20 protein-coding genes are annotated in these 23,345 nt (G+C 44.5%); 11 read left to right on the forward strand and 9 right to left on the reverse strand.

Annotated elements, in window-relative coordinates; all coding sequences use genetic code 11:
- Positions 1-52 precede the first annotated feature (52 nt).
- The 4 genes from ACFSKO_RS08445 (at position 53) to ACFSKO_RS08460 (ending at position 3,823) form a co-directional block, all read left to right on the forward strand.
- Positions 53-1,087: a DUF2157 domain-containing protein gene (locus ACFSKO_RS08445; RefSeq protein WP_380250435.1), complete on the forward strand. Its 1,035-nt coding sequence runs from the start codon at positions 53-55 to the stop codon at positions 1,085-1,087.
- The gene (locus ACFSKO_RS08450) at positions 1,080-2,237 is read left to right on the forward strand and encodes a DUF4401 domain-containing protein (protein WP_380250437.1); all 1,158 of its coding nucleotides are present in this window, start codon (positions 1,080-1,082) and stop codon (positions 2,235-2,237) included. The genes ACFSKO_RS08445 and ACFSKO_RS08450 overlap by 8 nt, the downstream gene beginning before the upstream one ends.
- Entirely contained in the window at positions 2,228-2,695 is a 468-nt protein-coding gene (locus ACFSKO_RS08455) for a GDYXXLXY domain-containing protein (RefSeq protein WP_380250439.1), read from the forward strand. The genes ACFSKO_RS08450 and ACFSKO_RS08455 overlap by 10 nt, the downstream gene beginning before the upstream one ends.
- 168 nt (positions 2,696-2,863) lie before the next feature.
- Entirely contained in the window at positions 2,864-3,823 is a 960-nt protein-coding gene (locus ACFSKO_RS08460; protein ID WP_380250441.1) for a tetratricopeptide repeat protein, read from the forward strand.
- Between the two features lie 105 nt (positions 3,824-3,928).
- Here the strand turns inward: ACFSKO_RS08460 and ACFSKO_RS08465 are convergent, their stop codons facing one another.
- Positions 3,929-5,062, reverse strand: a complete 1,134-nt coding sequence (locus ACFSKO_RS08465) for an alpha-hydroxy acid oxidase (protein ID WP_380250443.1) — start codon at positions 5,060-5,062, stop codon at positions 3,929-3,931.
- A gap of 122 nt (positions 5,063-5,184) precedes the next feature.
- Here ACFSKO_RS08465 and ACFSKO_RS08470 point away from each other — a divergent pair, with 122 nt between their 5' ends.
- Positions 5,185-5,985 (forward strand): FCD domain-containing protein, encoded by an 801-nt coding sequence (locus ACFSKO_RS08470; RefSeq protein WP_380250445.1) that lies wholly within the window; start codon positions 5,185-5,187, stop codon positions 5,983-5,985.
- A 62-nt stretch (positions 5,986-6,047) separates the two neighbouring features.
- Here ACFSKO_RS08470 and ACFSKO_RS08475 read toward each other — a convergent pair whose 3' ends face one another.
- On the reverse strand, positions 6,048-7,472 hold the full coding sequence (locus ACFSKO_RS08475) for an HlyD family type I secretion periplasmic adaptor subunit (RefSeq protein WP_380250447.1): 1,425 nt from the start codon (positions 7,470-7,472) through the stop codon (positions 6,048-6,050).
- Between the two features lie 273 nt (positions 7,473-7,745).
- Complete coding sequence (locus ACFSKO_RS08480; protein ID WP_380250449.1) at positions 7,746-8,279, reverse strand: hypothetical protein; 534 nt, start codon at positions 8,277-8,279, stop codon at positions 7,746-7,748.
- A 357-nt stretch (positions 8,280-8,636) separates the two neighbouring features.
- Here ACFSKO_RS08480 and ACFSKO_RS08485 point away from each other — a divergent pair, with 357 nt between their 5' ends.
- A complete protein-coding gene (locus ACFSKO_RS08485) occupies positions 8,637-9,542 on the forward strand; it encodes a dihydrodipicolinate synthase family protein (protein WP_380250451.1) in 906 nt (301 codons plus the stop codon).
- Positions 9,543-9,685: 143 nt separating this feature from the next.
- Here the strand turns inward: ACFSKO_RS08485 and ACFSKO_RS08490 are convergent, their stop codons facing one another.
- Together ACFSKO_RS08490 and ACFSKO_RS08495 are read right to left on the reverse strand one after the other, a co-directional pair.
- Positions 9,686-10,498 (reverse strand): substrate-binding periplasmic protein, encoded by an 813-nt coding sequence (locus ACFSKO_RS08490; protein WP_380250453.1) that lies wholly within the window; start codon positions 10,496-10,498, stop codon positions 9,686-9,688.
- Between the two features lie 139 nt (positions 10,499-10,637).
- Complete coding sequence (locus ACFSKO_RS08495) at positions 10,638-11,273, reverse strand: FAD-binding oxidoreductase/lyase (protein ID WP_380250455.1); 636 nt, start codon at positions 11,271-11,273, stop codon at positions 10,638-10,640.
- Positions 11,274-11,473: 200 nt separating this feature from the next.
- On the opposite strand from ACFSKO_RS08495, the gene ACFSKO_RS08500 reads away from it, so the two are divergent.
- On the forward strand, positions 11,474-11,914 hold the full coding sequence (locus ACFSKO_RS08500; protein ID WP_380250457.1) for a VOC family protein: 441 nt from the start codon (positions 11,474-11,476) through the stop codon (positions 11,912-11,914).
- Between the two features lie 22 nt (positions 11,915-11,936).
- Here the strand turns inward: ACFSKO_RS08500 and ACFSKO_RS08505 are convergent, their stop codons facing one another.
- Both ACFSKO_RS08505 and ACFSKO_RS08510 read right to left on the reverse strand, forming a co-directional pair.
- On the reverse strand, positions 11,937-12,473 hold the full coding sequence (locus tag ACFSKO_RS08505) for a hypothetical protein (protein WP_380250459.1): 537 nt from the start codon (positions 12,471-12,473) through the stop codon (positions 11,937-11,939).
- 86 nt (positions 12,474-12,559) lie between these two features.
- Positions 12,560-14,074 (reverse strand): ABC-F family ATP-binding cassette domain-containing protein, encoded by a 1,515-nt coding sequence (locus tag ACFSKO_RS08510; protein WP_380250461.1) that lies wholly within the window; start codon positions 14,072-14,074, stop codon positions 12,560-12,562.
- Positions 14,075-14,366: 292 nt separating this feature from the next.
- Here ACFSKO_RS08510 and dcm point away from each other — a divergent pair, with 292 nt between their 5' ends.
- Positions 14,367-15,626, forward strand: a complete 1,260-nt coding sequence (dcm, locus tag ACFSKO_RS08515; protein WP_380250463.1) for a DNA (cytosine-5-)-methyltransferase — start codon at positions 14,367-14,369, stop codon at positions 15,624-15,626.
- Between the two features lie 68 nt (positions 15,627-15,694).
- Positions 15,695-16,909, forward strand: a complete 1,215-nt coding sequence (locus ACFSKO_RS08520) for a type II restriction endonuclease (protein ID WP_380250465.1) — start codon at positions 15,695-15,697, stop codon at positions 16,907-16,909.
- A 107-nt stretch (positions 16,910-17,016) separates the two neighbouring features.
- Here the strand turns inward: ACFSKO_RS08520 and speA are convergent, their stop codons facing one another.
- Entirely contained in the window at positions 17,017-18,906 is a 1,890-nt protein-coding gene (gene speA, locus ACFSKO_RS08525) for a biosynthetic arginine decarboxylase (protein ID WP_380250467.1), read from the reverse strand.
- A gap of 756 nt (positions 18,907-19,662) precedes the next feature.
- Here speA and ACFSKO_RS08530 point away from each other — a divergent pair.
- Positions 19,663-21,252 (forward strand): BCCT family transporter, encoded by a 1,590-nt coding sequence (locus ACFSKO_RS08530; protein ID WP_380250469.1) that lies wholly within the window; start codon positions 19,663-19,665, stop codon positions 21,250-21,252.
- Positions 21,253-21,476: 224 nt separating this feature from the next.
- Positions 21,477-22,070 (forward strand): DUF6151 family protein, encoded by a 594-nt coding sequence (locus ACFSKO_RS08535; RefSeq protein ID WP_380250471.1) that lies wholly within the window; start codon positions 21,477-21,479, stop codon positions 22,068-22,070.
- A gap of 28 nt (positions 22,071-22,098) precedes the next feature.
- On the opposite strand, the gene ACFSKO_RS08540 is transcribed toward ACFSKO_RS08535, so the two are convergent.
- Positions 22,099-23,343 (reverse strand): hypothetical protein, encoded by a 1,245-nt coding sequence (locus tag ACFSKO_RS08540; RefSeq protein WP_380250473.1) that lies wholly within the window; start codon positions 23,341-23,343, stop codon positions 22,099-22,101.
- Between the last annotated feature and the right edge of the window lie 2 nt (positions 23,344-23,345).

Raw genomic sequence — 23,345 nt, forward strand, 5'->3', positions numbered from 1 at the left:
CTGTTCTCGGATCAGAAGTACGCAACCAAATGATATTAAGCTGGTATAATTAATGACAGCGTTGAATTCAAACAAAAAAAACACTTTGGGCCTCGACCATATTCCTGCAAACAGGGCTTTGATAGATCAACTTTTCAGCCACGGTCAAATCACCCGACAGGCCAGAGACGAAGCTTTGAAAATCTTGATCCCACATAATCACTGGGGACTTTGGGTTGCACGGTTATTACTTGGACTGGGCGTTTGCTTTGTGCTTTCCGGTATTGTTTATTTCTTTGCCTTTAACTGGGCAAAAATGCCACCGCATTTCAAGCTGGGCCTTATCGAATTTGGCCTCATCACCAGTTTGATATCAGCTTACTTTTGCTCTTTGAGCAAACTATCGGGACAGTTATCTCTGCTATCGGCCAGTGTCCTTGTCGGGGTTTTTCTGGCGGTTTTTGGGCAAATTTATCAAACCGGAGCCGATGCCTATCAACTTTTCATGATGTGGGCCTTACTCACATTGGGCTGGACCATAATATCTAATTTTGCGACTCATTGGATATTTTGGCTCAGTATTACCAATATCTTTATCGTTCTTTGGTGGGATCAAGCCGTATTACCAGAGCGAGAAAACGAGCCTTTCATTCTTGTTTTGATGATCTTGTTTAACACCACCGCCCTTGTGGGCCGAGAGTATTGCGCGCCTAAGCCTAAGTTCCACTGGTTAAATTTTGGATGGACCCGCTGGGTTCTTTTGGTTGCCAGCCTTATCCTAATGCTTGCCCCTATGCTCATCCTGATCGTTGAGCCTGACGAAGCCAACACCTCTCTTCTATTGGGAGCTCTTCTGGGAGCTATTGGACATGTTGCGATCTATTTTTATTATCGCACCCGTATCAAAGATATGTGGTCGCTGGCTGCGGTTGTGATTTCAACCAGTATCCTTATCGAAGTCGTTGTTATCAAATCCATTTCAGAGATCCTAAACAGAGAAGAAGCTGCCATGTTCCTTATGATGGGGTTGATGACAATTGGTGTGGTAACAGGCCTGACCTTGTTCTTACGACGATTAACCGAGCAGTTGGAGATTGAAAATGCCTGATCTCCACAACCATGCTCAACGACAGGATTATACTGCAAATGACCTTCTCCAGATTCTTAGAGAAAAAGGACTTCTTAAACCAGAGACATCCCCAAAGAATTTTATTTTGAAACAACACCAAGATCCTGACCTTCCCTTTTACCAAAAGATTTTGGCTGGGATCGGGGCCTTCATAGCTTCTATCTGTTTCATCGGGTTTTTGGTTGTGACAGATATCATCAGCTTTAATAATGAAATAGAAGCCATGGTTTGGGGCGCAGTCTTTATCGGTGCTGCCATGAGCATATACCGGGTAATGGGGACCAACCACTCTCTGAAACAGAGTTTTTTCCTTCAGGCATCCTTTGCTTTGATAGCAACAGGAAAATTGCTCTTTCTATTTGGTGCGACAGAATGGCTCGGTGGAGATAGCTGGGGCATCAATTTTGCTGCATTCGTAATCACAGCTGTAACTTATCCCATATACCGCCTATCAATTGAGCGCTTCCTGTCTTCTTGCTTCGTTTTGATCTCTATTTTACTGAACATTCTCTGGAATGATCATCATGGTCTCTCCAAAGATATTCTCTACAATAGCTTTTTCGCCCTTCAGTTAGGGGCCGCAGCCTTTTTACTAATCAATCCGAAAGTTCGACCCGGCTTTATACCGATTGCACAAGCACTTGTTATTTCTCTGTGCGCATCAGTGATTTTTCTTAGTTCTCATGCGGAATTTGGCTATCTGGACGACCGGATTATCATTATGCCATTTGTTGTGAATGTTCTCTTGGGGCTTGCTTTAATTGCTCTCATCGCCTGGGCGGCTGGCGGAAGAGAGAACCTTAAACGTGAACCCGTTCTACTCAGTATTACTGGCGCCGTACTCTTGGGGTTGCTCTCCGCCCCTGGTGCAATCTTGGCCATTTGCTTGATGATCTTTGGTTATGCCCGTCACGAGCGATTATACACGCTCTTGGGGACCTTGTTGCTTCCAGTGTTCTTATGTCTCTATTACTACAACCTCGATATCACATTGTTGCAAAAATCGATCGTTCTAATCAGCAGTGGCTTGGTCCTACTGGCAGGTAAATTCTATCTGACACTCAAAGGTTGGGACCAAGATCCCAAACGATTAATTGAGCGTCAGCAAGGAGATGCAAAATGCGTGTAAAGATCATGATTGCCCTCTCCGTAATCGTTCTCGTCATCCTGAACTATGCCGTTTATGACAAAGAACAGATCATTGAAAACGGTGAAACCGTTCTGCTTGAACTCGCCCCGGCTGATCCCCGATCCCTGATCCAGGGCGATTACATGCGCCTGCGTTATGAGATTGAAAGAATATTTACAGGCAATACAACTATTCCTGAGGCAAAAAGCAGTCATTTGATCATCAAGCCCAATACGCAAAGGATCGCCGTCTTCCAACGTTTTGATGATGGTACGCCTTTGAGTGATGATGAAAAACGGCTCTACTACCACCTCAAATATGGTCGTATCCGTATTGTCCCAGACTCTTTCTTTTTCCAAGAAGGTCACGCCGACAAATACAACAATGCCAAATACGGTGTCTTTAAGTTCGACGATAAAGGCAATCACATTCTGGTTGGGTTGGTTGATCAGCCGTAGAAAACAGCCACCTATTCAATCGCTTTCCTATAACCAAAGAATATTCAAACCATTCTTGGGTCATGGTTTTTTGTGCCTGTCGACATTTCTGTTTTTAATTTTGAACTTTGTTTCACGTCGGCCCACTCAATGAATATCCAACATTCCATTTCATCAAGGCCACAGCGAATGAAACATTCTAAAATATTTACGAGAAACGTTCTGCGTACCTGCCTTATCGGATTTACCCTTATGACAACCTCCCCCGTTTTTGCAGACACGTCAAAGCTAGAACAGATATATCAGCAAGGCATTCAGGCATATGACGACGAAGACTATGAAACCGCCTTCGAATTGTTACTTCCTCTCGCCGAACAGGGGGATCCACGCGCCCAGCACCAAATTGGTCTCATGTATTATTTTAGTGAAGGCATTAACTTGAATAACGGCGAAGCCTCTATTGCACATAAAGAAAAAGCAAAAGACTGGTTTACTGCCGCAGCCAAACAAGGCAACCCTGATGCGCAGGTCCAGTTGGCTGATTATATTCTTTTGTTTTTTGAAAACCCAATAAAGGCAACAGAAGCAGTAGCATGGCTGGAAAAGGCTGTTGCCCAAGACCATGCCTTTGCAAAATGCCAACTGGCTGACATCTACTTTGAAGGGATAAAAGATGATGTCGACTCAGGAACGCCCGTCGATAAGGTCATTGAACCAGATAACGTCAAGGCACTCGAGCTGCTATTCTCGGCTGCAGAGCAAGACAACATATGCGCAATAAGTAAACTGGTTCGGATTTACAAAAAAGGGGAGAACGGTATTTCCATTGATTTGGCTCAATCACATAAATGGCTTTTAAAAACTGCTGTACTTGGTAATACAGACTCAATGACGATGGTCGGTGATAACTATCTCAACGGGTATGGCGTAGAACAAAGCGATTTACATGCTTACATGTGGTATCACACAGCATCGGAAGTCGCAGGTGATACTTACAAACCTACGCCCGAAATGATTACACAGGGCTTCGTATACATTGACCATAATGCAGAGCGTCTCAGACCACTGATCGAAAAAATGGCTCCAGAAGACATAACCGAAGCCAAAAATTTATCTCTGATCTGGATCAAAGAACATAAACCGACCTAGAGAACAAACCTGTTTCAAATTCCATTACTTTACCGACAAAGGGTTATGTCTAGAGCATAACCCTTTATTTTTTTACACATATCAAAAATCGTTTTTCTCCATCAATTATCTTAAGATGGATCGATCCACGTCTTTGATATCACGCTTTCCGCACAGGGCCATGGTAATGTCCATTTCATTACGGATGATATCGATTGACTTGGCAACACCAGCTTTGCCCATTGCCCCCAACCCATAAAGGAACGGGCGTCCAATATAAGTCCCCTTGGCCCCCAGAGCTAAGGCTTTGAGTACATCTTGGCCTGAACGAATACCGCCATCCATATGAACTTCTATCTTATCACCGACCGCCTCGACAATTTCAGGCAGCGCTTCAATGGAAGAAATAGCACCATCAAGTTGTCGACCGCCATGGTTGGAAACAATAATCGCATCAGCTCCGGTTTTGAGCGACATAACTGCATCTTCAGGATCAAGAATACCCTTGAGAATGAGCTTGCCTCCCCAACGCTCTTTAATCCACGCAACATCATCCCATGATAGTTTTGGGTCAAATTGTTCTGCAGTCCATGAAGACAAAGAACTTAGATCTTTTACCCCTTTGGCATGACCGACAATATTACCAAAGCTTCGGTTCTTGGTACCGAGCATACCAAGACACCAACGCGGACGTGTTGCCATCTGCCAAATGTGGTGCGGCGTAAATTTTGGCGGTGTTGAGAGACCATTGCGTAAATCTTTGTGCCGTTGACCTAAAATTTGAAGATCAAGGGTAAGTACCAACGCAGAACACCCCGCCGCCTTGGCCCGGTCGATCAAACGTCCGGCAAAATCCTTGTCTTGCATCACATAAAGCTGAAACCAGAAAGGCTTGGTGGTCTTTTCTACCACAGCCTCGATAGAACATACCGACATAGTCGAAAGCGTGAAGGGCACCCCCGCTTCTTCACAGGCCTGAGCCGCGAGAATTTCACCATCAGCGTGCTGCATACCCGTCAATCCCGTTGGTGCGATAGCAACTGGCATGGAAATGTCTTGGCCAACCATCTGACTGGCCAGTGTTCTGTTCGTCATATCTACGGCGACACGCTGGCGGAACTTTATTTTCTCAAAATCACTTTCATTGGCGCGGTACGTCCCTTCGGTCCAGGAGCCGGAATCAGCATAGTCAAAAAACATTTTTGGCACCCGACGTCGGGCCAACTTTTTTAAATCTGCAATTTCCAGTACCTGCGCCATAACAAGCGATCCCTCTTAATTCACATCAGATGAAACATTGACATATTGGATAAATAATTTTACCAATAATGTAAAGTGGTAAAAAATTATTACCAAAATTCGAATTACATAAGAAACCAGAGATGGCACTCAAAAAAATCCGATCCGAAAAACTATCCGATACCGTCGCCAAACAACTTGAAAGCTACATCCTTGAGGGCGTGTTACCTCCCGGTGAATATCTTCCAGCAGAACGCGATTTAGCTCTACAACTGGATGTCTCAAGACCCTCTCTACGTGAAGCTTTGCAGAAACTCGAGGCCCAAGGCTTGCTAGAAACCCAAAAGGGTGGAGGGACTTTGGTTAAAAATTTCCTCGGACCGTCTCTTACGACCCCCCTCACCGCGATCTTTCAAAATCATCCCGATACTGTCGATGATTTTATGGAATTTCGTTCCATCTCCGAAGGCAACGCCGCCTACTTCGCAGCTGAGCGTGCCACCGATGCCGATCGTGCCATCCTTACTGCCTGTATAGAGGCCATGGATGCAGCTCATGAAAAAGGAGATTTGGAACTGGAAGCCAGTATTGACGCCGACTTCCACATGAACATCGCCGAAGCCGCCCACAACGTGGTTTTACTCCACGTCATCCGATCCATGGTCGAAGTTCTCAAACAAGGCGTATTCCTGAGTAGAAAACAACTCTACACCCATCAAGGATCACGCGACCTTCTGCTTGCTCAGCATCACACCATTTACGACGCGATTATGGCGGGTAACCCTGACCAAGCTCACGATGCGGCCTGTGACCATCTCGCCTACGTACAAAAAGCCATCCGTGATCTGGAGCGTGAAGACCACCGCATCGAAGTCTCCAAACGGCGTTTAGAACGCTACATGGATAAACAGCGTAAAGATGCGAAAGTCAGTAAGAAGGCCTAAGACAGAAACTCTTCAAAAGATATCCCACCAAAACAGAAAGATTGCTAAAGGGCTAGCCAAAATCATTCCGCTGCTTTTTCTGGTATATTCACTGACACTTTCTCGAAATTTTCTTTTTCCTCAGGGTTATCTTTTTCCTCAAGGTTAACTTTTTCCTCAGGGCTTTCTATTTTCTTTTGCTCTCCTGAATTTCTGGCTTTGAATATTGGTTTCAGCAGATAATCAATGATGGTTTTCTTACCTGTCATAATTTCAACAGTCGCAGTCATCCCAGGAATAATTTCAAGATCTTTCCCCTTACTGACAATTTTATTATCGTCAGTACGCAGATAGATCCGATAAAAATTTTCACCTTCTTCATCTTTGATAGTACTTGCCGATATTCTCTCCAGCTTTGCTTTTAATCCGCCATATTTAGAGAAATCATAAGCTGACACCTTGATTGTCGCTTCTTGCCCCGGAAGCAGAAATGCTCTGTCAGAGGGGCGGATCTTTGCTTCGACAACCAGCGTATCATCAAGGGGAACAATCTCGACAATATCTTCACCACCACGAATCACACCACCAACTGTGTTTCGCTTAAGTTCTTTGACAGTACCGTATACAGGTGATTTAACATCTGTACGCCTCACAGTATCAGCCCCGGCCTCCATACTTTCAGTTATGGATTTCAGTTCGGAGCGCGCCCGGTTCAATTCGTCAGAAAGCTCAGCTTTGGTTGTCAGAATCATTTCTTCAATGCGTAGTTTTGATTCAAGTACCGCGTTTTGTAATCGGGGTAATCCAACACCAAGTGTTTTAATTTCCCCTTGAAGATCAACAATTTCACGATTGATACGGATAAGCTGTAGACGTGGTAAAACCCCCTTATCAACCAAAGGTTTCGTGATGTTATATTCTTGTTTGGCGAGCCCCAGGGAGTTTTTAAGTTGTCCAATACGACTGTTGACCTCTGATATTTCCTGCTGGCGTTGCCCGGTCTGATTTTCAATTACTTGAATTTGAGAAGCCTGTTGATTCTTTCGGGCTGTATAGAGTGCCGTTTGGTCCCCGACTTCATCTGGAGATCTTTCAATTTCATCCTGAGAATACTCCAGCGGTGTGTCATATAATTCTGCGGTCATTCGTATAACAGAAATTGAGAGTATTTTACGCTGGCTTTCCAATTCGTCTGCACTGGCCTTTGCAGATGAATTGTTAATCCGTACTAGGATATCGCCTTTGTTAACAATATCTCCTTCATTAACCAGGATTTCGGAAATAATTCCTCCCTCAAGATTTTGAATAATCTGAGTTTTCTGGGCCGGTGTAAATGTACCCTCTCCACGCGTGACCTCATCAAGTTCAGTCAACGATGCCCAAATTCCAAAGACGACAAAAAACATAAAGGTCATAAACGTCAGAATGTAGGCAATATTACGCCCTTTACGATACTCGGCAGCGAGTAAATCTGGCATAAAAAGCAGATCTTCCTCTTTTCTCGACATGGAAGACATAAGAGCCTTTTCCTTCAGTCATCTAACGATATTAGAGAAGATCTGCTACGACTTTTAAATAATGTATTTTAAAATACGCAGTGGATATATTTAAAGTCATCTTAAATATATTACGAGCGTATACCCCTTATATTAGAATAGCGAGGTATTTTAATATATTAGGGTTGTTATGATCAATAAATGAAAGGCTAACTTTTTCACTGACAACCAAACATTAACTATAGATCCTGCCGCGAAGTAGAATAAAACCACGTCACACTAATTTTAATCGTTGAAAAGCGCCTTTATTTTATCCAAATCGATGGGTTGTTCGGCGAGGGTTTCTGGCTCCCATTCACTACGTTCTTCTTCAAAAAAATCTCCACCATAAACGTGAATTGAGCCAGTCAACTTAGGTATCGGGTTGGAAACAGAATGGATAATATCACTGCCAAGAGGGGCATAATCTCCCGTTCCCAATGCCTTAGCTCCAGCAGCTTCGATCCGGCCATCCGGATCATCTTTGATACGACGCCAGAAAATATTGTCTTCACGTCCTCCATAAACGCCGATCATTGCCCACATATTATGGTTATGAGGTGGAATAATCATAGATGGCTTCCAGACCAAATTGAGAATTGTGACATCCGGGGAACAATAAATCGGCGTTAAGCCCGCTTTTTCGGGTTCCCCCAAAGCAGCAGCAATGGATACAGGATCTCGAAAAGCCCGTTCAAATATTTCAGATACGTATTGATGTGTACGGTCCTTACGCACAGCCGTACAACAATCTTCAACAAATTTTTCTAATTTAAACATGACGGCTCCTTTACAGTTTTGGGCGCGAGGCTATCCCGTTTGATTGTCGGCTGACAGGAACAATAGATGCTCATTATGACAAAACACGGTGTAGAAATCCAGACCACAGCTTTATCCTGCCCCTTTGTTCCCGCACATCACAAGATTTAGACTTTCCTTTTTAAAGGACTAAAATAAAGTGAGATCTAAAATTTCTCCTGTCTTCATCTAAATCTCCTAATGGCTCTATTCCAGAAAATTTAATGGCTCTATACCAATTAAAAAAAAGAACGTACTACAAAGTACGCAATACAAGAGGACATTATTTAGGCCAAAGAGGTTCCAGCCTCTCCTCCATCACGAAACTAGGAAATTACCATGACATTGTTCCACGGGCTCTCTGCCTTCCCAATCACCCCGACCGACACACAGGGGCGAGTTGATACAACAACTCTTTGCCATCTACTGGATCGCCTGGCTAAAGCTAAGGTTAACTCAATTGGTCTTCTGGGGAGCACAGGCGGTTATGTTTATCTGACACGGACAGAGAGACAGCGTGCCATTAAAGCAGCTGTTGATTTCCTAGGCGGACACACACCAATAATCGTAGGTATCGGTGCACTAAGAACCGATGAAGCACAGAATTTAGCCCGAGACGCCCGCGATGGCGGTGCAGATGGTTTGTTGTTGGCCCCGGTCTCTTATGCTCCCTTAACTCAAGAAGAAGTCTATCAGCATTTTGTAGCGGTTGCCGGAGCAACAGACTTGCCGCTTTGTATCTATAATAATCCAGGCGCGACCCACTTCACATTTTCTTTAGCTCTATTGGAACGCCTCTCAAAAATAACCAACATCGCCGCCGCCAAGATGCCGTTACCCAAAGATGATGCTTTTGAATCTGATTTGGCACGGCTGCATCAAAATACACAAGATGGCTTTACCATTGGGTACAGTGGCGACTGGGGCTGTGCGGCAGGTCTTCTTGCAGGAGCAAGCACTTGGTACAGCGTGGTCGGCGGCCTTTTCCCTGTTCCGACTATGAAACTGGCTAAGGCCGCACAAGCTGGCAACGTTGATGAAGCTCAACGAATTGACAGCTTTTTTCAACCGTTATGGACTCTTTTCAAAGAATTTGGAAGCGTGAGGGTTGTTTATGCCGCGGTCAATATTCTGTCGCTATCAGATGCGTCACCACACCTGCCAATTTTACCTTTGCGTCCCGCAGACCAACAGCGTGTTGCAATGGCGATCCAAGCCCTAGACAGATTGGGTCCTGACGAATAACACACCATGTAATGATTTGATTTGGTCAGCTACTTTAATCTGAAATCTTAGAATGATGAATCTCACAACTGCCTGGCGCCAAAAAGTGTTGGGCAGTTACTTTTATTAATAACCTCCGACTTTTTTGTCTTTTTTATTTAGTCTTAAAACAGCTTAACGTTCTGACCTACTTTGTTGCCAAACTCTGACCAGCTTTGCCCCAGCAAGTCTTTATAGAGTTGATCCAAACGTCCGTCTTCCGCTCTTTCTTTAAGACCATTTTCGAACTTTCTGTACAGTTCTTCTCGCCCCAATGCATACCCGATATAGTGATTTTCAAAAGCAACGGCAGGCTTTAATACTTTGAGTTTCAGTTTATTGTCAGTAATTATTTTTTGAGAATAAACGATATCTTCAAAAAAAACCGTTGCTTGCCCATTCTCAATCATTGTAAACGGATGCGGGATACTATCCAAATCATCCGAGTTGAAATACCCAACGTCAGATATGATCCAATTAGGTGCAAATTTTCTGATTATTTCGGGATAAACATATTCCTGAATTAGCAAAACTTTCTCACCCGAAAAATCTTCGAGACCAAAAAACTGTTCTTGTGAATAGTTTTGATGAACAATTGCACCAACTTGCCATGTCGCGAGTGATGTCCGTCCCATTAATACATTATCGCCATCATTACTCGTCGCCATGATGAAGTCTATTTCCCCCTCCTCTACCTGTTTTAGGCATCGTTTAAATGGTAAAAGGCGGTATTGAATTTCATAGCCCGTCTCAGCTGCAATTTCGTTTAACAACGAAACGACAACACCCCCTGCTTCATATTCTGATGTCGCGTAATAAAATGGCGGCCACCCATCGTGGCAAGCTTTGATCAATTTTTCTTTTGCATTTGATATCTGAGGATAAAAAACTGAGAGGAAAACAAAACTGACACCGAAAACAAATTTAATATTTCTCAAGAACACCATACGAAAAGGACCAGCACTTACAAAAAAATTACGATAGCGAGGATTTATTAATACTTCCCTACCGCTTATAACAGCATTGTACAATTAATCTATAACCATCAAATCAATATCTTAGCTATAGAAATTATCCCTACTCACGCCCTGCGCACCATTCTTTCCAACGCAGAAAAACATTTGCACCAATCGTAGAAAGCGACCGTGGCGGAAGTTTTTGAGGCGCTGCCTCGCTCACAAAAGCTTGCGTAATTTCGCTACGATGGCCACTGGCCAGTTCTGTAGCACCCATGCCTGTCATGGTCCCCCGCGCGGTGCCGAGGCCGTTTTGGCAGCAGGCGGAAAAGACGTTCTGATCAATTTCGCGCATGACCGACACATTGTTTTTACTCAGGCAAAGATGCCCTGCCCAACTATATTCCATTTTCATTCCGGCAAGCACAGGAAAGCGGGCATTAAATTTTTGCTCCTGCACCCCTACAGCCCTGGCAAGGCCTGCTTTTGATGCTTTCATGTCGGGCAGGAAACTCGCACAGGTTCGCGTAACAATTCGGTTTCCACCGAGTGGTGAATCAATCCGACGAACAGTTGTGCCCATAGGATCAGCAGGTGTTATGCCCAAGCGGGATTGCCCGCCCAGTAATGTAACGGCATTGGCATCCAGCTCAGGCGTCATGGAAGCGTAGAGAAAGATATGCATCAAGCGACCGCGCGCAAAACCAAAACTCTCCAAATGCCCGTTGTTGGCGACAACAATCTTAGGCGATGTCACCGTTCCTTTTGGTGTCGTAAGGTGCCAGTCAGAAACTAATTAATCCATGACGGAACAGTTATGATAAATAAGCTTACATAATGGGCATTACGTAACTATTCACTGAAATCATAATACTTTAACAGTTTTGTTTTCAAATTGTCTGGTGCAAAAAACAACCTTATGATGCCTTAACATTCGTTCTTACAGGGGAAAAACAGATGATTATTCCAAACCTTATGGTACGTGACATTCAACAGTCTCTCGGCTTCTACCGGGACCTGCTCGGCATGAAAATCGTTGTATTTGTTTCCCCTGCCAACAACGTATCATTCGAAGGAAGCGGTCAAGGTGTCGCCTTTGCCACCCTTGAATGGAAAGGAGTTGAGGGCGATCCTGCGTCCGGGGGACAGTTAATGTTACAAACCCCTGATAGCCTCGCAAGCGAGCTTGACTGCTACGCGCCAAGCTCAAGCCCCACGGCGTCTGGCACCATCTATTTTCGTGGATTTTCACCTGATGAATTAGCCGACAAAATCTCACCAGACCTGATAATCAAAGGCCCATTGGTACAGTGGTACGGCATGAAAGAACTCTATCTCAGAGATCCCGATGGTTATGTTATCTGCCTCGGCATACCGGACGGTTCAGCGCCGCAATAACATTCCTCAACCAACTCGTTTCCTATTCCAAAGAAAAGCTATCCACCACTTTGACAAAGCCTTCTGCAACCATGTCCCTGTCTTCGTCCGCAACCTGGGTGAAAATGAATACCAGTTTCATCGCGGAGTTCATTTCAAAAAAATCAGCGGTATGGGGAACTTCGATGCTCGCGACCTTGATAGAAAATTGATTTCGTATCCCTTGAGCCGCGTTGCTATTGGCGTTTTGTGAAAGTTCAAAAACTTCCCCACGGTTTCGGGATCCCACCGGGAGTTCATCGTTAAAATTATTAATGATCAGATCGACATATTCCTCTAGAGAAATTGTGACATCTTTTTCCAAAATTGAGATCCCGGTAACAGCGTCCCCCGGTGTTTCAATTCCGATATAACGAAATCCGTCACTTTCACTATCCTCAGTCACGGTCCAGTTGCCGGGTAAAACAAATTCTACACCCTTGTATGAATATTGTTCACTATGGGAAAGGTCGGCTTTTTCTTCACAAGCCCATAGAACCAAGGCAACTAAAAGGACAACAAAGTGTTTCGATAATTTCATATGTATGGCTTTCAACGATACTAATTCGAGATAATTCCAACGGCTAGGATTACGAAAAATACTGCTACTCTCAGTTAGTTATAATCTTATTCGCTTACAGATGCTGCAAAGAAGGTTTCGGAGTCTTCGACTTCAATCAGGCGTTTGCCCTCGATCATCCAGAACCGGGTCCCGGTATTGCGCACGAATGTCCTGTCGTGGCTGACCAACAGACAACTGGCATTATGCGCTTGCAGTTCTGCTTCTAGATCTTCCTGCCCCTCAATGTCCAGATGGTTGGTCGGCTCATCCAGCAGATAGAAATTCGGGTTGGATAGTCTCAGATCCAACATCGCCAAACGTGATTTTTGCCCGCCCGACAAAGCTGATATCGGCTTGCTTTGCAGGTCAATCCCAATGCCCGCGCTGGCCAACAGGCCAATGGCGCGCTGATCTCCGACGTCAAACTTATCTGTAATGATTTCGCTGGGCGTGCTTTTTTCGTCCAGTTGAGAAAGATTTTGATCCGAATAGCCCAGCACCACAGTGGGCGCAGCTTTTATTTCCGGGTGTCCCTCTGTCAAGGCTTGCAACACCATGCGAATTAATCGGGTTTTCCCGGTACCGTTTGGCCCCAGTAAGACCACACGATCCCCCTTTTTGATCCAGAGCTTACCCGTCTTGAACAATAGCTTTCCATCCGGTGTGGTAACCTGAACATCATTCAAAGTAATCAAGGCCTTGGCGTGGGTGTCCGAGTTAACCAGACGAATTGCCCCGGCGGATTTATCTTTATAGGCAGACTGGGACTGTTGTTCTATTTTGTCCGCGCGTTCTTTCAATTGCTTGGTCTTGGTGATCAAGAGATCACTGCCGGAGTTAATCCCAATGTTCTTGAGCTTTGCCGCCTGACGACGCAATTGTTGTGCTTTGCGGCTGTCATTTTCAAACTGCCGCTCCTTGGCTGCATCGCTTTCATCCAATGCCGCACGCGCTTGGCTATAGGGCAATGCAAAATCCTGGGAATGATCTTCACGCAAGAACAGCGTGCGATTGGTCACTGCGTCCAAAAAAGCACGGTCATGGCTGGCGACCAGTACAGGCACGTCGCGGGCAACGGTCTTGAGCCAGTTTTGCAAAAATACGATCCGCGTCAGATCCAGATGGTTGGTCGGCTCATCCATCAACAATAGATCAGGCTCAACCACCCAAACCCGCGCCAGTAAAGTCACCCGCTGCCAACCGCCAGACAGTTCGTTGAGCCGTTTTTCATATAACTCTATGGGAACAGCAAGATCATTGAGGACCACATCAACACGCCAGCTTTCATACTCGGCCTGTTCGGTTGGTAAAGCCGAAAGCACCGCATCGTAGAGCGACAGGCTTAAAAGCTCTTCCGGCACGTTCTGTTCCACGTACCCAACCTGCAATCCACGCGCCCGGGTCACATCCCCTTCTGTTGGCTCCACCGTCCCGGCCAGACAGTTCAAAAGCGTTGACTTACCCCGCCCATTGGCCGCAATCAGACCGATATGATCACCCTTGTTCATACTGAAGTTCAGCTTGCGAAAGAGCGGTGCCCCAAGGGTAATGCCGAGGTCCTTGGTATTTAAAACTGTCATGATTTTCTCTTGGTACGGAACGATAATAGATCAGCTTTTCCACGCCGCCACATACAGGCATCGTAGAAGAGAATAATGTGCACAGACTGCAACCTGCGCCCAATATTATCAAGTAATTAAGCGCATGATCATCGCGTGTCTTTAACGGCAATGTGAAACACTGTGACTTTTAAATAATAACAAAGCTACAAAACAAAATTAAGAACAAATAAGGAACAAAAATTAATTGCATCAACTTTATCTAGGGACTATAACAAACAATAAGTCAAAATTTTTCCCAGAGAGACCAATCATGAGCGATCTTAACTTTCAAGAACTAAGAGAAAAGAACGGTTTGTCCATAGAAGAGGCTGCTAATGTAGTTGGAGTATGTTCAAAAACTGTTCGTCGCTGGGAAAATGGAGAAACTACTCCTCGCCCTTCAGACCTATTTATTTTGGAAGTTATGATTGACAGGAAAAAAGAGAAAACCAAAACAAAAAACGTCGACTTTACCTTTATTGATTTATTCGCAGGAATAGGGGGTATTCGAAAGGGATTTGAATCTGTTGGCGGCAAATGTATTTTTACATCTGAATGGAATGAGTACGCACAAAAAACCTATAAAGCCAACTTTCCTGATGATCATAATATTGTCGGCGACATTACTCAATTAGAACCCTCGGATATTCCCGTCCACGACGTACTGCTTGCAGGTTTTCCCTGCCAACCATTTTCTCTTGCCGGAGTTTCTAAAAAAAATTCCTTGGGAAGAGAACACGGATTTATGGATAAAGCCCAAGGTACACTTTTTTTCGATGTTCTCAGAATTTTGAAATATCACCGACCTGCCGCATTTTTACTTGAGAATGTAAAAAATCTTAAAAGTCACAATAAGGGCGATACCTTTGAAACAATCATCGGTGCGCTTGAAAATGAACTTGGTTACAAAATCAGCCACCAAATAATTGATGGAAAAGGGTATGTACCTCAGCACAGAGAGCGTATATTCATCGCCGGGTTTAGAGAAGATACCAACTTCGAATTTAAAGATTTATCTTTTGCAGCACCGAATAAAGGCCCTGTTCTTGAAACAATCCTTCACCAGGTGTCCGAAGCAACAGATGCTCATTACACTATTAGCCCTTCCAATTCCGGTTCAAACGTTAACTCGGTCGTTAACAGTAAATACACTCTCTCAGACAAACTTTGGAATTATCTAAAAGCATACAGGGCCAAACACGAAGCCAAGGGTAACGGTTTTGGGTACAGCCTTAATACTCCAAATCAAAAAGCCAGAACCCTCTCTGCCCGTTACCATAAGGATGGAAGTGAAATCCTGATTGCTCAGGAAGGAAAAAACCCCCGAAGGTTAACCCCTCGTGAATGTGCACGTTTGATGGGATTCGATAAAAAAAATCAAAAGCCAATGGAAATTCCTGTTTCCGATACACGGGCCTATCAGCAGTTTGGAAACTCGGTTGTCGTACCCGTTATTGAAGATATTGCCCGCTACATGAAGCCTCATATAATGAGCCTACTATCGATAGAAAGAAAAAAAGCAGCTGAATAAAAGAAATAATCCATAATTATGTCAGATACCGTTTGTCACGTCCCACACTGGAAATACGAGGAAAATAGATGAGCCAAGGCTTACTTGCCAACTACTTTACCGGCATTTGCGCCAAACGTTTGAGCCGCGTAGAAATAGAATCATCCAGCTCCAACCAGCATGAATTCAATGTCACTCGTGATCTGAAAAAGCTATTGGGTAAGGCCGAACCTGTTAAGTTTCAAACCAGTTTTCTCTATCTTGACGATGAAAATGATCCGATTAAAGCATCCGAGATTATGACTTGGTATGACTCTCGACGTAATAACTTAACCCGTTCAGAGTATCGCCTTTACTACCGCTCAACAATTGCGACAAAATCAGCAAGTGCAGGTGACACTCTAATTCTTGCCAGAGAAAAGAATGGAGAAATTTTCGCGATTATTGCCGCCTCGGGGTCAACTATTGAACGACAGCTATTATGGCTTTTTGGATTACCTCCAGACTTGGGTACGCAATTCTCTTTTGAAGAGACCAAACAGCTTCAAAGAAGTGACTTTATTACCCGACTTATTTTTGACGCACTCGGAATAGTAATCGCTGAAGATCCTAATGATATAGAATTGATATTATCCCGATTTGGCGACAAGTTCCCCACAACCCGCCAATTTTCTGAATTTGCACGAGAAAATACGCCCTCTATTACTGACTACCCAGATTCTGATTCTGCCTTAATATCATGGATGAACAGAGAAGAACTTCTATTTCGCCAACTTGAAAAATACATTGTATCTGAAAGGCTAAAAGAAGGTTTTGTATCTGAAACAGATATCGATGTTGACGGTTTCATTTCCTTTTCTCTCAGCGTACAAAATCGAAGAAAATCTCGTGTTGGCCTTGCCTTTGAAAATCATTTGGAAGAAATATTCATTCAATCGAATATCAAATATACTCGTGGTGCCATTACTGAAAACAGAGAAAAACCAGATTTCATTTTCCCCGGAATTGAAGAATATCGATCATCAACATTCCCTTCTGAATCATTATCCATGCTTGGCGTAAAAACCACCTGTAAAGACCGATGGAGGCAAGTGTTAACAGAAGCAAAGAAAGTGAATTTTAAACATCTTGTTACACTTGAGCCTGCAATATCAGAACATCAGACCAACCAAATGGAAATGGCAAATCTCCAGCTCGTTTTACCCCAAGAGATTCATCAAAGTTACAATCAAACACAACAAAGCTGGTTGATAAATCTTGAGAGTTTTATTCAATACATTCACTCAAAGAAACAATCACCCTGATCCTATTACAACGACCTAACCAAATTAGTTATCGCGTTGAAATAATAGGGAAACCCCATAACTTCCCTATCATAATCTACGATCAGATGCTGTAGCTCCATCCCCGCTTACACATAATAAGTCGATCCGCTGATGATAGCGCGGTAAGCCGACATAAGGTTTTTGCGGTCAGAGGCTGGCAGATTGTTTTCAGACGTGGCGCGGTCGACCAATTGGCGGAAAGCATCGATACAGTCGCGCGGATCGTATTCAACATAGGACAGCACTTCGCCGACGGAATCCCCCTCTTGTTCATGCAAGAGATCAAAGCCGCCATCCTTGCGCAGTTCGATGGTCGCAATATTGGTATCACCGAACAGATTATGCAGATCACCAAGGGTTTCCTGATAGGCACCAATAAAAAACACCCCGACGTAATAAGGCGTTTCTTCATCAAGAGAATGAACAGGTAAGGCAGACGAAACCCCGTTTGCCAGAATGAACTTATCAATCTTACCATCTGAATCGCAGGTGATATCCGACAACACAGCCCGACGATCCGGTTGCTCGTTCAAACGCTGCAAAGGCGCCACCGGGTGAAGCTGATCAATGGCCCAAGTATCCGGCAAGGATTGGAATAATGAGAAGTTACAGTGATAAATATCAACCAGCTTTTCCATCTGCTCATCAATGACCGGATCTTCCCCAAAGGCCGGGGCCAGCTGTTTGATCTTTGACATCACATGTAGATAAATGCGCTCAGCCCGGGCCATTTCGCGCAGGCCGATATACCCCCGACGGAAAAGCGCACGTAACTCTGTCCGATAAAACGACGCATCATTGAGGGATTCCTGCAAGCGATCCAAATTGAGATAATCTGCAATTTTTGCCAAATCAGACACCAGGTGATGATCCTCGGCCTCTGGTTCTGGTGCGGACTGGGCATCATACAATGTGGCCTCAAGGACATTAAAGACCAGCATGGACGAAGATCCAGTCACCGCGCGACCACTTTCGGTCACCAGGATCGGATGATCAATCCCCGCCTCATCCATCACGTAGGACACTGTCTCCACCACGTTGGAACAGTATTCAGCCATGGAATAATTCATGGAGTTCTCATTAACGGCCTTTTCGCCCGTATAGTCGATACCCAGACCGCCCCCGAGATCCAAATGGCTCAACGGTACACCTTCGCGGATGAGTTCAACAAAATAGCGTGAAGCCTCGCCCACAGCACGGCGCACATCATTAACATCTGGAATTTGCGATCCCAAATGTGAGTGCTGCAACTTCAGACAATGTAAAAGCCCCTCGCCCTTTAATCGATCAATCACAGATACAAGCTGATCCGTGTGCATGCCAAAGGTCGAACGATCACCAGAACTTTTGGCCCAGTTACCACTGATTTCATTGGTGAGTTTAACGCGAACCCCCAACAAAGGCTCTTGCCCGGTTTCCTTCACAACTTGTAAAACGGTTTCCAGTTCTTTCGGGCTCTCAAGAACGATAACAGTGTTGAAGCCCAATTTGCGTGACAAGACAGCCAAACGGACAAAATCAGCATCTTTGACCCCGTTGCAGATAATCATCGCATCCTTGGCGAGATCGTGCGCCAAAGCAATCGCCAACTCAGGCTTTGATCCAGCTTCCAACCCGTGAGAGAACGGCCGTCCAAACTCAACAATACGTTGGATCACCTGTGCTTGCTGATTGACCTTGATCGGAAACACGCCGCGATAGACGCCACGATATTTGTAACGTTCAATCGCTTCTGCGAAACTCTGATTGATCCCAATAATAGATTGCTCAAGAAATGAACTCACCCGAACTAACAACGGCGTCTGAATGCCACGCTCGCTTAAATTGCTGATAATATCGGGCAAACTGGTTACCACAGCGTCAGGTTTCAACGGATTTTTCAAGCCCAGATCACCATTAGGTAAAACGGAAACCAAACCCATTCCCCATTTATCGACCCCATAGACAGAATCAACACTATTATCGGCTTCAACCATGTCATCAATCCACTTTATCAATTCAGTTTTTTTTGCGCAGCTTTAGGGCTGTTAGCTTACTGTGTTAAATCGTTCTTTATTAAGTATTACGGCCTTGAGAAAAGTTATTTTTCCATTCCACGAAGAGGCTATTATTACAAAATTTTAAAGAACACCAACTTTATTATGATCTCTAATATTTATCACTCATTTATCGCAAGAGAAATAAAGAAACTTCCCAGCAACCTAAAGATTCTACTTAAAAAAAACACTGGAAAATTTCTGTCGGCAAGGCCTATTAATTATACCCTTCGACAGATTTCTACGTGAACATTGTGGCAGTCATTTTACAGCCATAACCAAACAAGGAAAATGCATCTCGTTAATCTCAATCTTAGAACGTGTGTTCCATTTCTTTGGAAAGACAGGCCGGACGGGGGTTGAATCGGAACCGCGTTTGCTCTTGAACAGATGAATTCAAAGCTCCGCTCGAATAAACACGTCATTTTTCTACAAACTTCCACACACTCCCAAAGGCTTGAATATCCACAAAATATAGCCCCATTTATCATCAAACCACACAACCCCTATGACATACTGGTGAATTAAGCCTTCGCTAAAATAACGTTTATGGGGTAACGTTGTCATGAAAATGCAATCAGTCCGTAACAACTGAGATGTCATTTGAGCGTGAGGTGCCCGTAGAATTCCGATTAATTAATGAACGAAATTGTTTATTAAACAAACGTAAATTCAACAACTGGGGGGGCTAAACAGATGTCTGATGAGACAGAAACCGAATATGAAGTCGGTCAAGATAACATTTCCGCCAACATAGGCCCCTTTGGGCTAGATATCCACAATCCCGTTTTTCTTATTTCCGGTCTTGCGATCTTCGTCTTTGTTATGGGTACATTGATGGTGCCGGAACTGGCAACAGATACCTTTAAGGCCATGCGCAACTGGGTGACAGTTAACTTTGATTGGTTCTTTATACTCAGTGGTAATATTTTCGTACTCTTTTGTTTTTTATTAATCCTCACCCCCTTAGGAAAAATAAGACTTGGCGGCGTAGATGCCACGCCGGACTATGGGTATGCGGGCTGGTTTGCCATGCTTTTTGCCGCTGGTATGGGCATTGGACTGATGTTCTTCGGGGTATCAGAACCAATTTCTCATTTCGGAAGCTCCATCGCAGAAAATGCGGGGTCACCCGAAAGCTGGGCTCCGCTTGCTGGCGCACCGGGCGATCCACAAGCCGCAGCGAAGCTTGGTATGGCTGCCACCATTTATCACTGGGGATTACACCCTTGGGCAATGTATGCAATTGTTGGCCTAGCTCTGGCATTTTTCAGCTACAACAAAGGCCTACCACTTTCCCTCAGATCTGCCTTTTACCCTCTGGTCGGTGAAGCCGTCTGGGGCTGGTTTGGTCACTTTATCGATGTGGTCGCTGTGCTTGCGACACTCTTTGGATTGGCAACTTCTCTCGGGTTTGGGGCATCACAGGCCAATGCCGGCCTCAATTTCCTGTTCGGGGTTAGCGATAGTGATGGCACAAAAATTATTCTGATTGTCTCAATCACCGCTGTGGCCTTGGTTTCAGTTATGCGCGGACTTGATGGTGGCGTTAAACGCGCCTCTGAGATCAATATGGTGCTGGCGTTTTTATTATTGATGTTTGTTCTTTTTGTCGGGCCAACATCAGACCTTCTTATGGGATTTTTCTCAGGACTTGGTGCCTATATCACCAACCTTCCCGCCCTCTCAAACCCTTTTGGTCGCACAGACGCAAACTTCAGTCAGGGATGGACATCGTTTTATTGGGCTTGGTGGATTTCCTGGTCACCCTTTGTCGGTATGTTCATCGCACGGGTCTCTCGTGGGCGGACAGTGCGCGAATTTATCATATGCGTCTTGCTGATTCCCTCACTCGTTTGCGTGCTCTGGATGACAGTCTTTGGTGGCACCGCACTGAACCAAATCATCAACGATGGATATACTGGTGCCCAAGAGGCCGCTACAGAGTTGCGTCTCTTTGCCATGCTGGCTGAGCTCCCTCTTACACAGATTACATCTGGAATTGGGATTATACTGGTTGTGGTTTTCTTTGTGACCTCTTCTGATTCAGGGTCACTGGTCATCGACACGATCACAGCCGGGGGTAAAACAGACGGCCCCATGCCTCAACGTGTATTTTGGTGTGCATTCGAAGGGCTTGTTGCCATCGCTCTGCTCTTGGGTGGCGGACTGGCCGCTCTTCAGGCTATGGCTGTAACAACGGGTTTCCCCTTTGCTGCCGTCCTTCTTTTGATGTGCGTGAGTATTTGGAAAGGCCTGAGTGCTGAAAGCAAAGGATTAAAATGATTTCAGAAGCTAACGATTTTATTGTGGTACCTCCCTGAGCAAGTTTACCCGCTTGTCAACTTGCTAACTGCCCCTGATGCCTCCCCCTTATATTGGCATCAGGGGCTTTTTTATGTGCAATGCTGTTTTCACTTTTGATTTTAAAAATTGCATTGTCCTGTCATATTTTTCGCGTAATATTTGTGTTCACATTTAACTGATCTTTAGAAGTCACAAAGGAAACCATGATGGTTGAAGTTCCGCTAAAATGTTCTTGTGGAAAGGTCAAAGGAACCGCCTATAATGTTTCCCCAGACAACGGAACCCGTGTGGTGTGTTATTGCAAAAGTTGTCAGGATTTTGCCAACAGCCTTGAGAACAACAAAACCACCCTCAACGATCACGGTGGAACAGATATTTTTCAAATTACCCCAGCTCAGGTCGAAATTACACATGGACGGGCTCAATTGCGTTGCCTACGCCTTTCTGAAAAAGGAACCTATCGCTGGTATACGGATTGTTGCAAAACACCTGTTGGCAATATGGCCGGACCTGGCCTGCCCTTTATCGGTGTAGTTCATACCTTTATGGATGATGGGGACAATCGTGATAAGTATTTAGGGCCTGTCAAATATTCCGTAATGGAAAAAGACGCTTCTCCAAAATCGAACTTGCCAAAAGCAAAAATATCTTCGAATAAATTCCCCCCTGGACTGCTCTTGACCATCATCCCGCGTATGATCCTCAATAAGATCCGTGGTAGAAACCAACCCAATGCCTTTTTTCAACCTGATGGCACACCCGTTTCTCCCCCCTTTATACAACCCGTGCAATCTTAATTTAAAAGGAAATCGTAGTAGATAAGACTTATTCCAGACGGTATTCGCTAAGCGCAAGATCCGTATCAAGACCAAAGGTTATCCCAGCAAGTATTCTGCCTGTATCTGGATCATGCAAAGGAACCGTGATCGAAACTTGAAACTTTCGGGTCGAATGGTCAAATATGATGTTAGAAAAATTCATCGGCAATTTTTCGACAAAAATGCGACTGTATTTTTCTTCATCTCCCTGCCAGTAATCAGATGTAATCTGGCTGAGACCAAGTATAAAACCTTGTGGGTCAAATACAAAAATTTCAGATATATTTCCCTCTGAAAAATCACGTCGTTCGGCCAATTTTTTTGATATTTCGTTACTCAAAATCCCTTCCATTAAAACGGTCTTGCCTCTTTGTTTTTGAGCTTTCACCCACAAGACATCCTGTTTCCGTTTCTCCATTTCATTTGTTGGCGCCGCGGCTAGGTTTTTGATCAATTTAATTAGCTTTACCTTCCATCCCCCTTCATCAAGATAGGATTGTACCATTATCTGTAATTTTTCCTTCTCTTGGATTGTCGGATGCTTTGAATCAGCAAGGCAGAAATCTATTTGTCGATTAAACTGTGGAATAAACTCAGGATTGCGCGCAACAAATTCATTAGAAAAATAGGCAACCAAAGGAACATAACGAACAAAAGAAGAATGGAAAGCATCGGGTAAAATATCTGCTTTTCGGGAGGCTATATGAAAAGCATTTTCATCCGCCAAGGCATAATCAACCCGTCTGTTAGAAAGAACCCTCACCAGGTTTTCCATACTTGTCGAAGACCCAACCTTGGTAAAATCGTGCCGGGTAAGCCACACCCTTTCACTCGATCCCAACACAGCGCCGATATTATCCTTATAACGCTTGGGATGAAGGGGGCGATCCTCAAAACTAAAGAACTTCCAGCGTTCAATTGCAAGAGGTTGTGTGGCAACTGCGATACTGTTCAATTCACTGTCAGGAAGGCTTAAGAAAATACCGTCGGCCTGCTCATTGTCCAATAGATAACGATTTCTATTTGGGGGAGACAGGTCGATTTTATATTTTCGGTTAAGTTTGGAAAACACACACTTTAAAGCTTTTATTCCAGAGCCCTGTAATTCTCTTCCTTCTAGAACCTGATAGGGTGGATGAAGATGCGTACGTAAACGCACGACATCATCATGCTCCCCTGAAAACGCATAAGAGGGCCCAAGACTTAAACCAATAGCCAGTAAAGAGAGGAGGCAGAGTTCCTTGTTCGCCATCT

This window comes from Kiloniella antarctica, assembly GCF_042682825.1.
Taxonomy (GTDB): Bacteria; Pseudomonadota; Alphaproteobacteria; order Kiloniellales; family Kiloniellaceae; genus Kiloniella; species Kiloniella antarctica.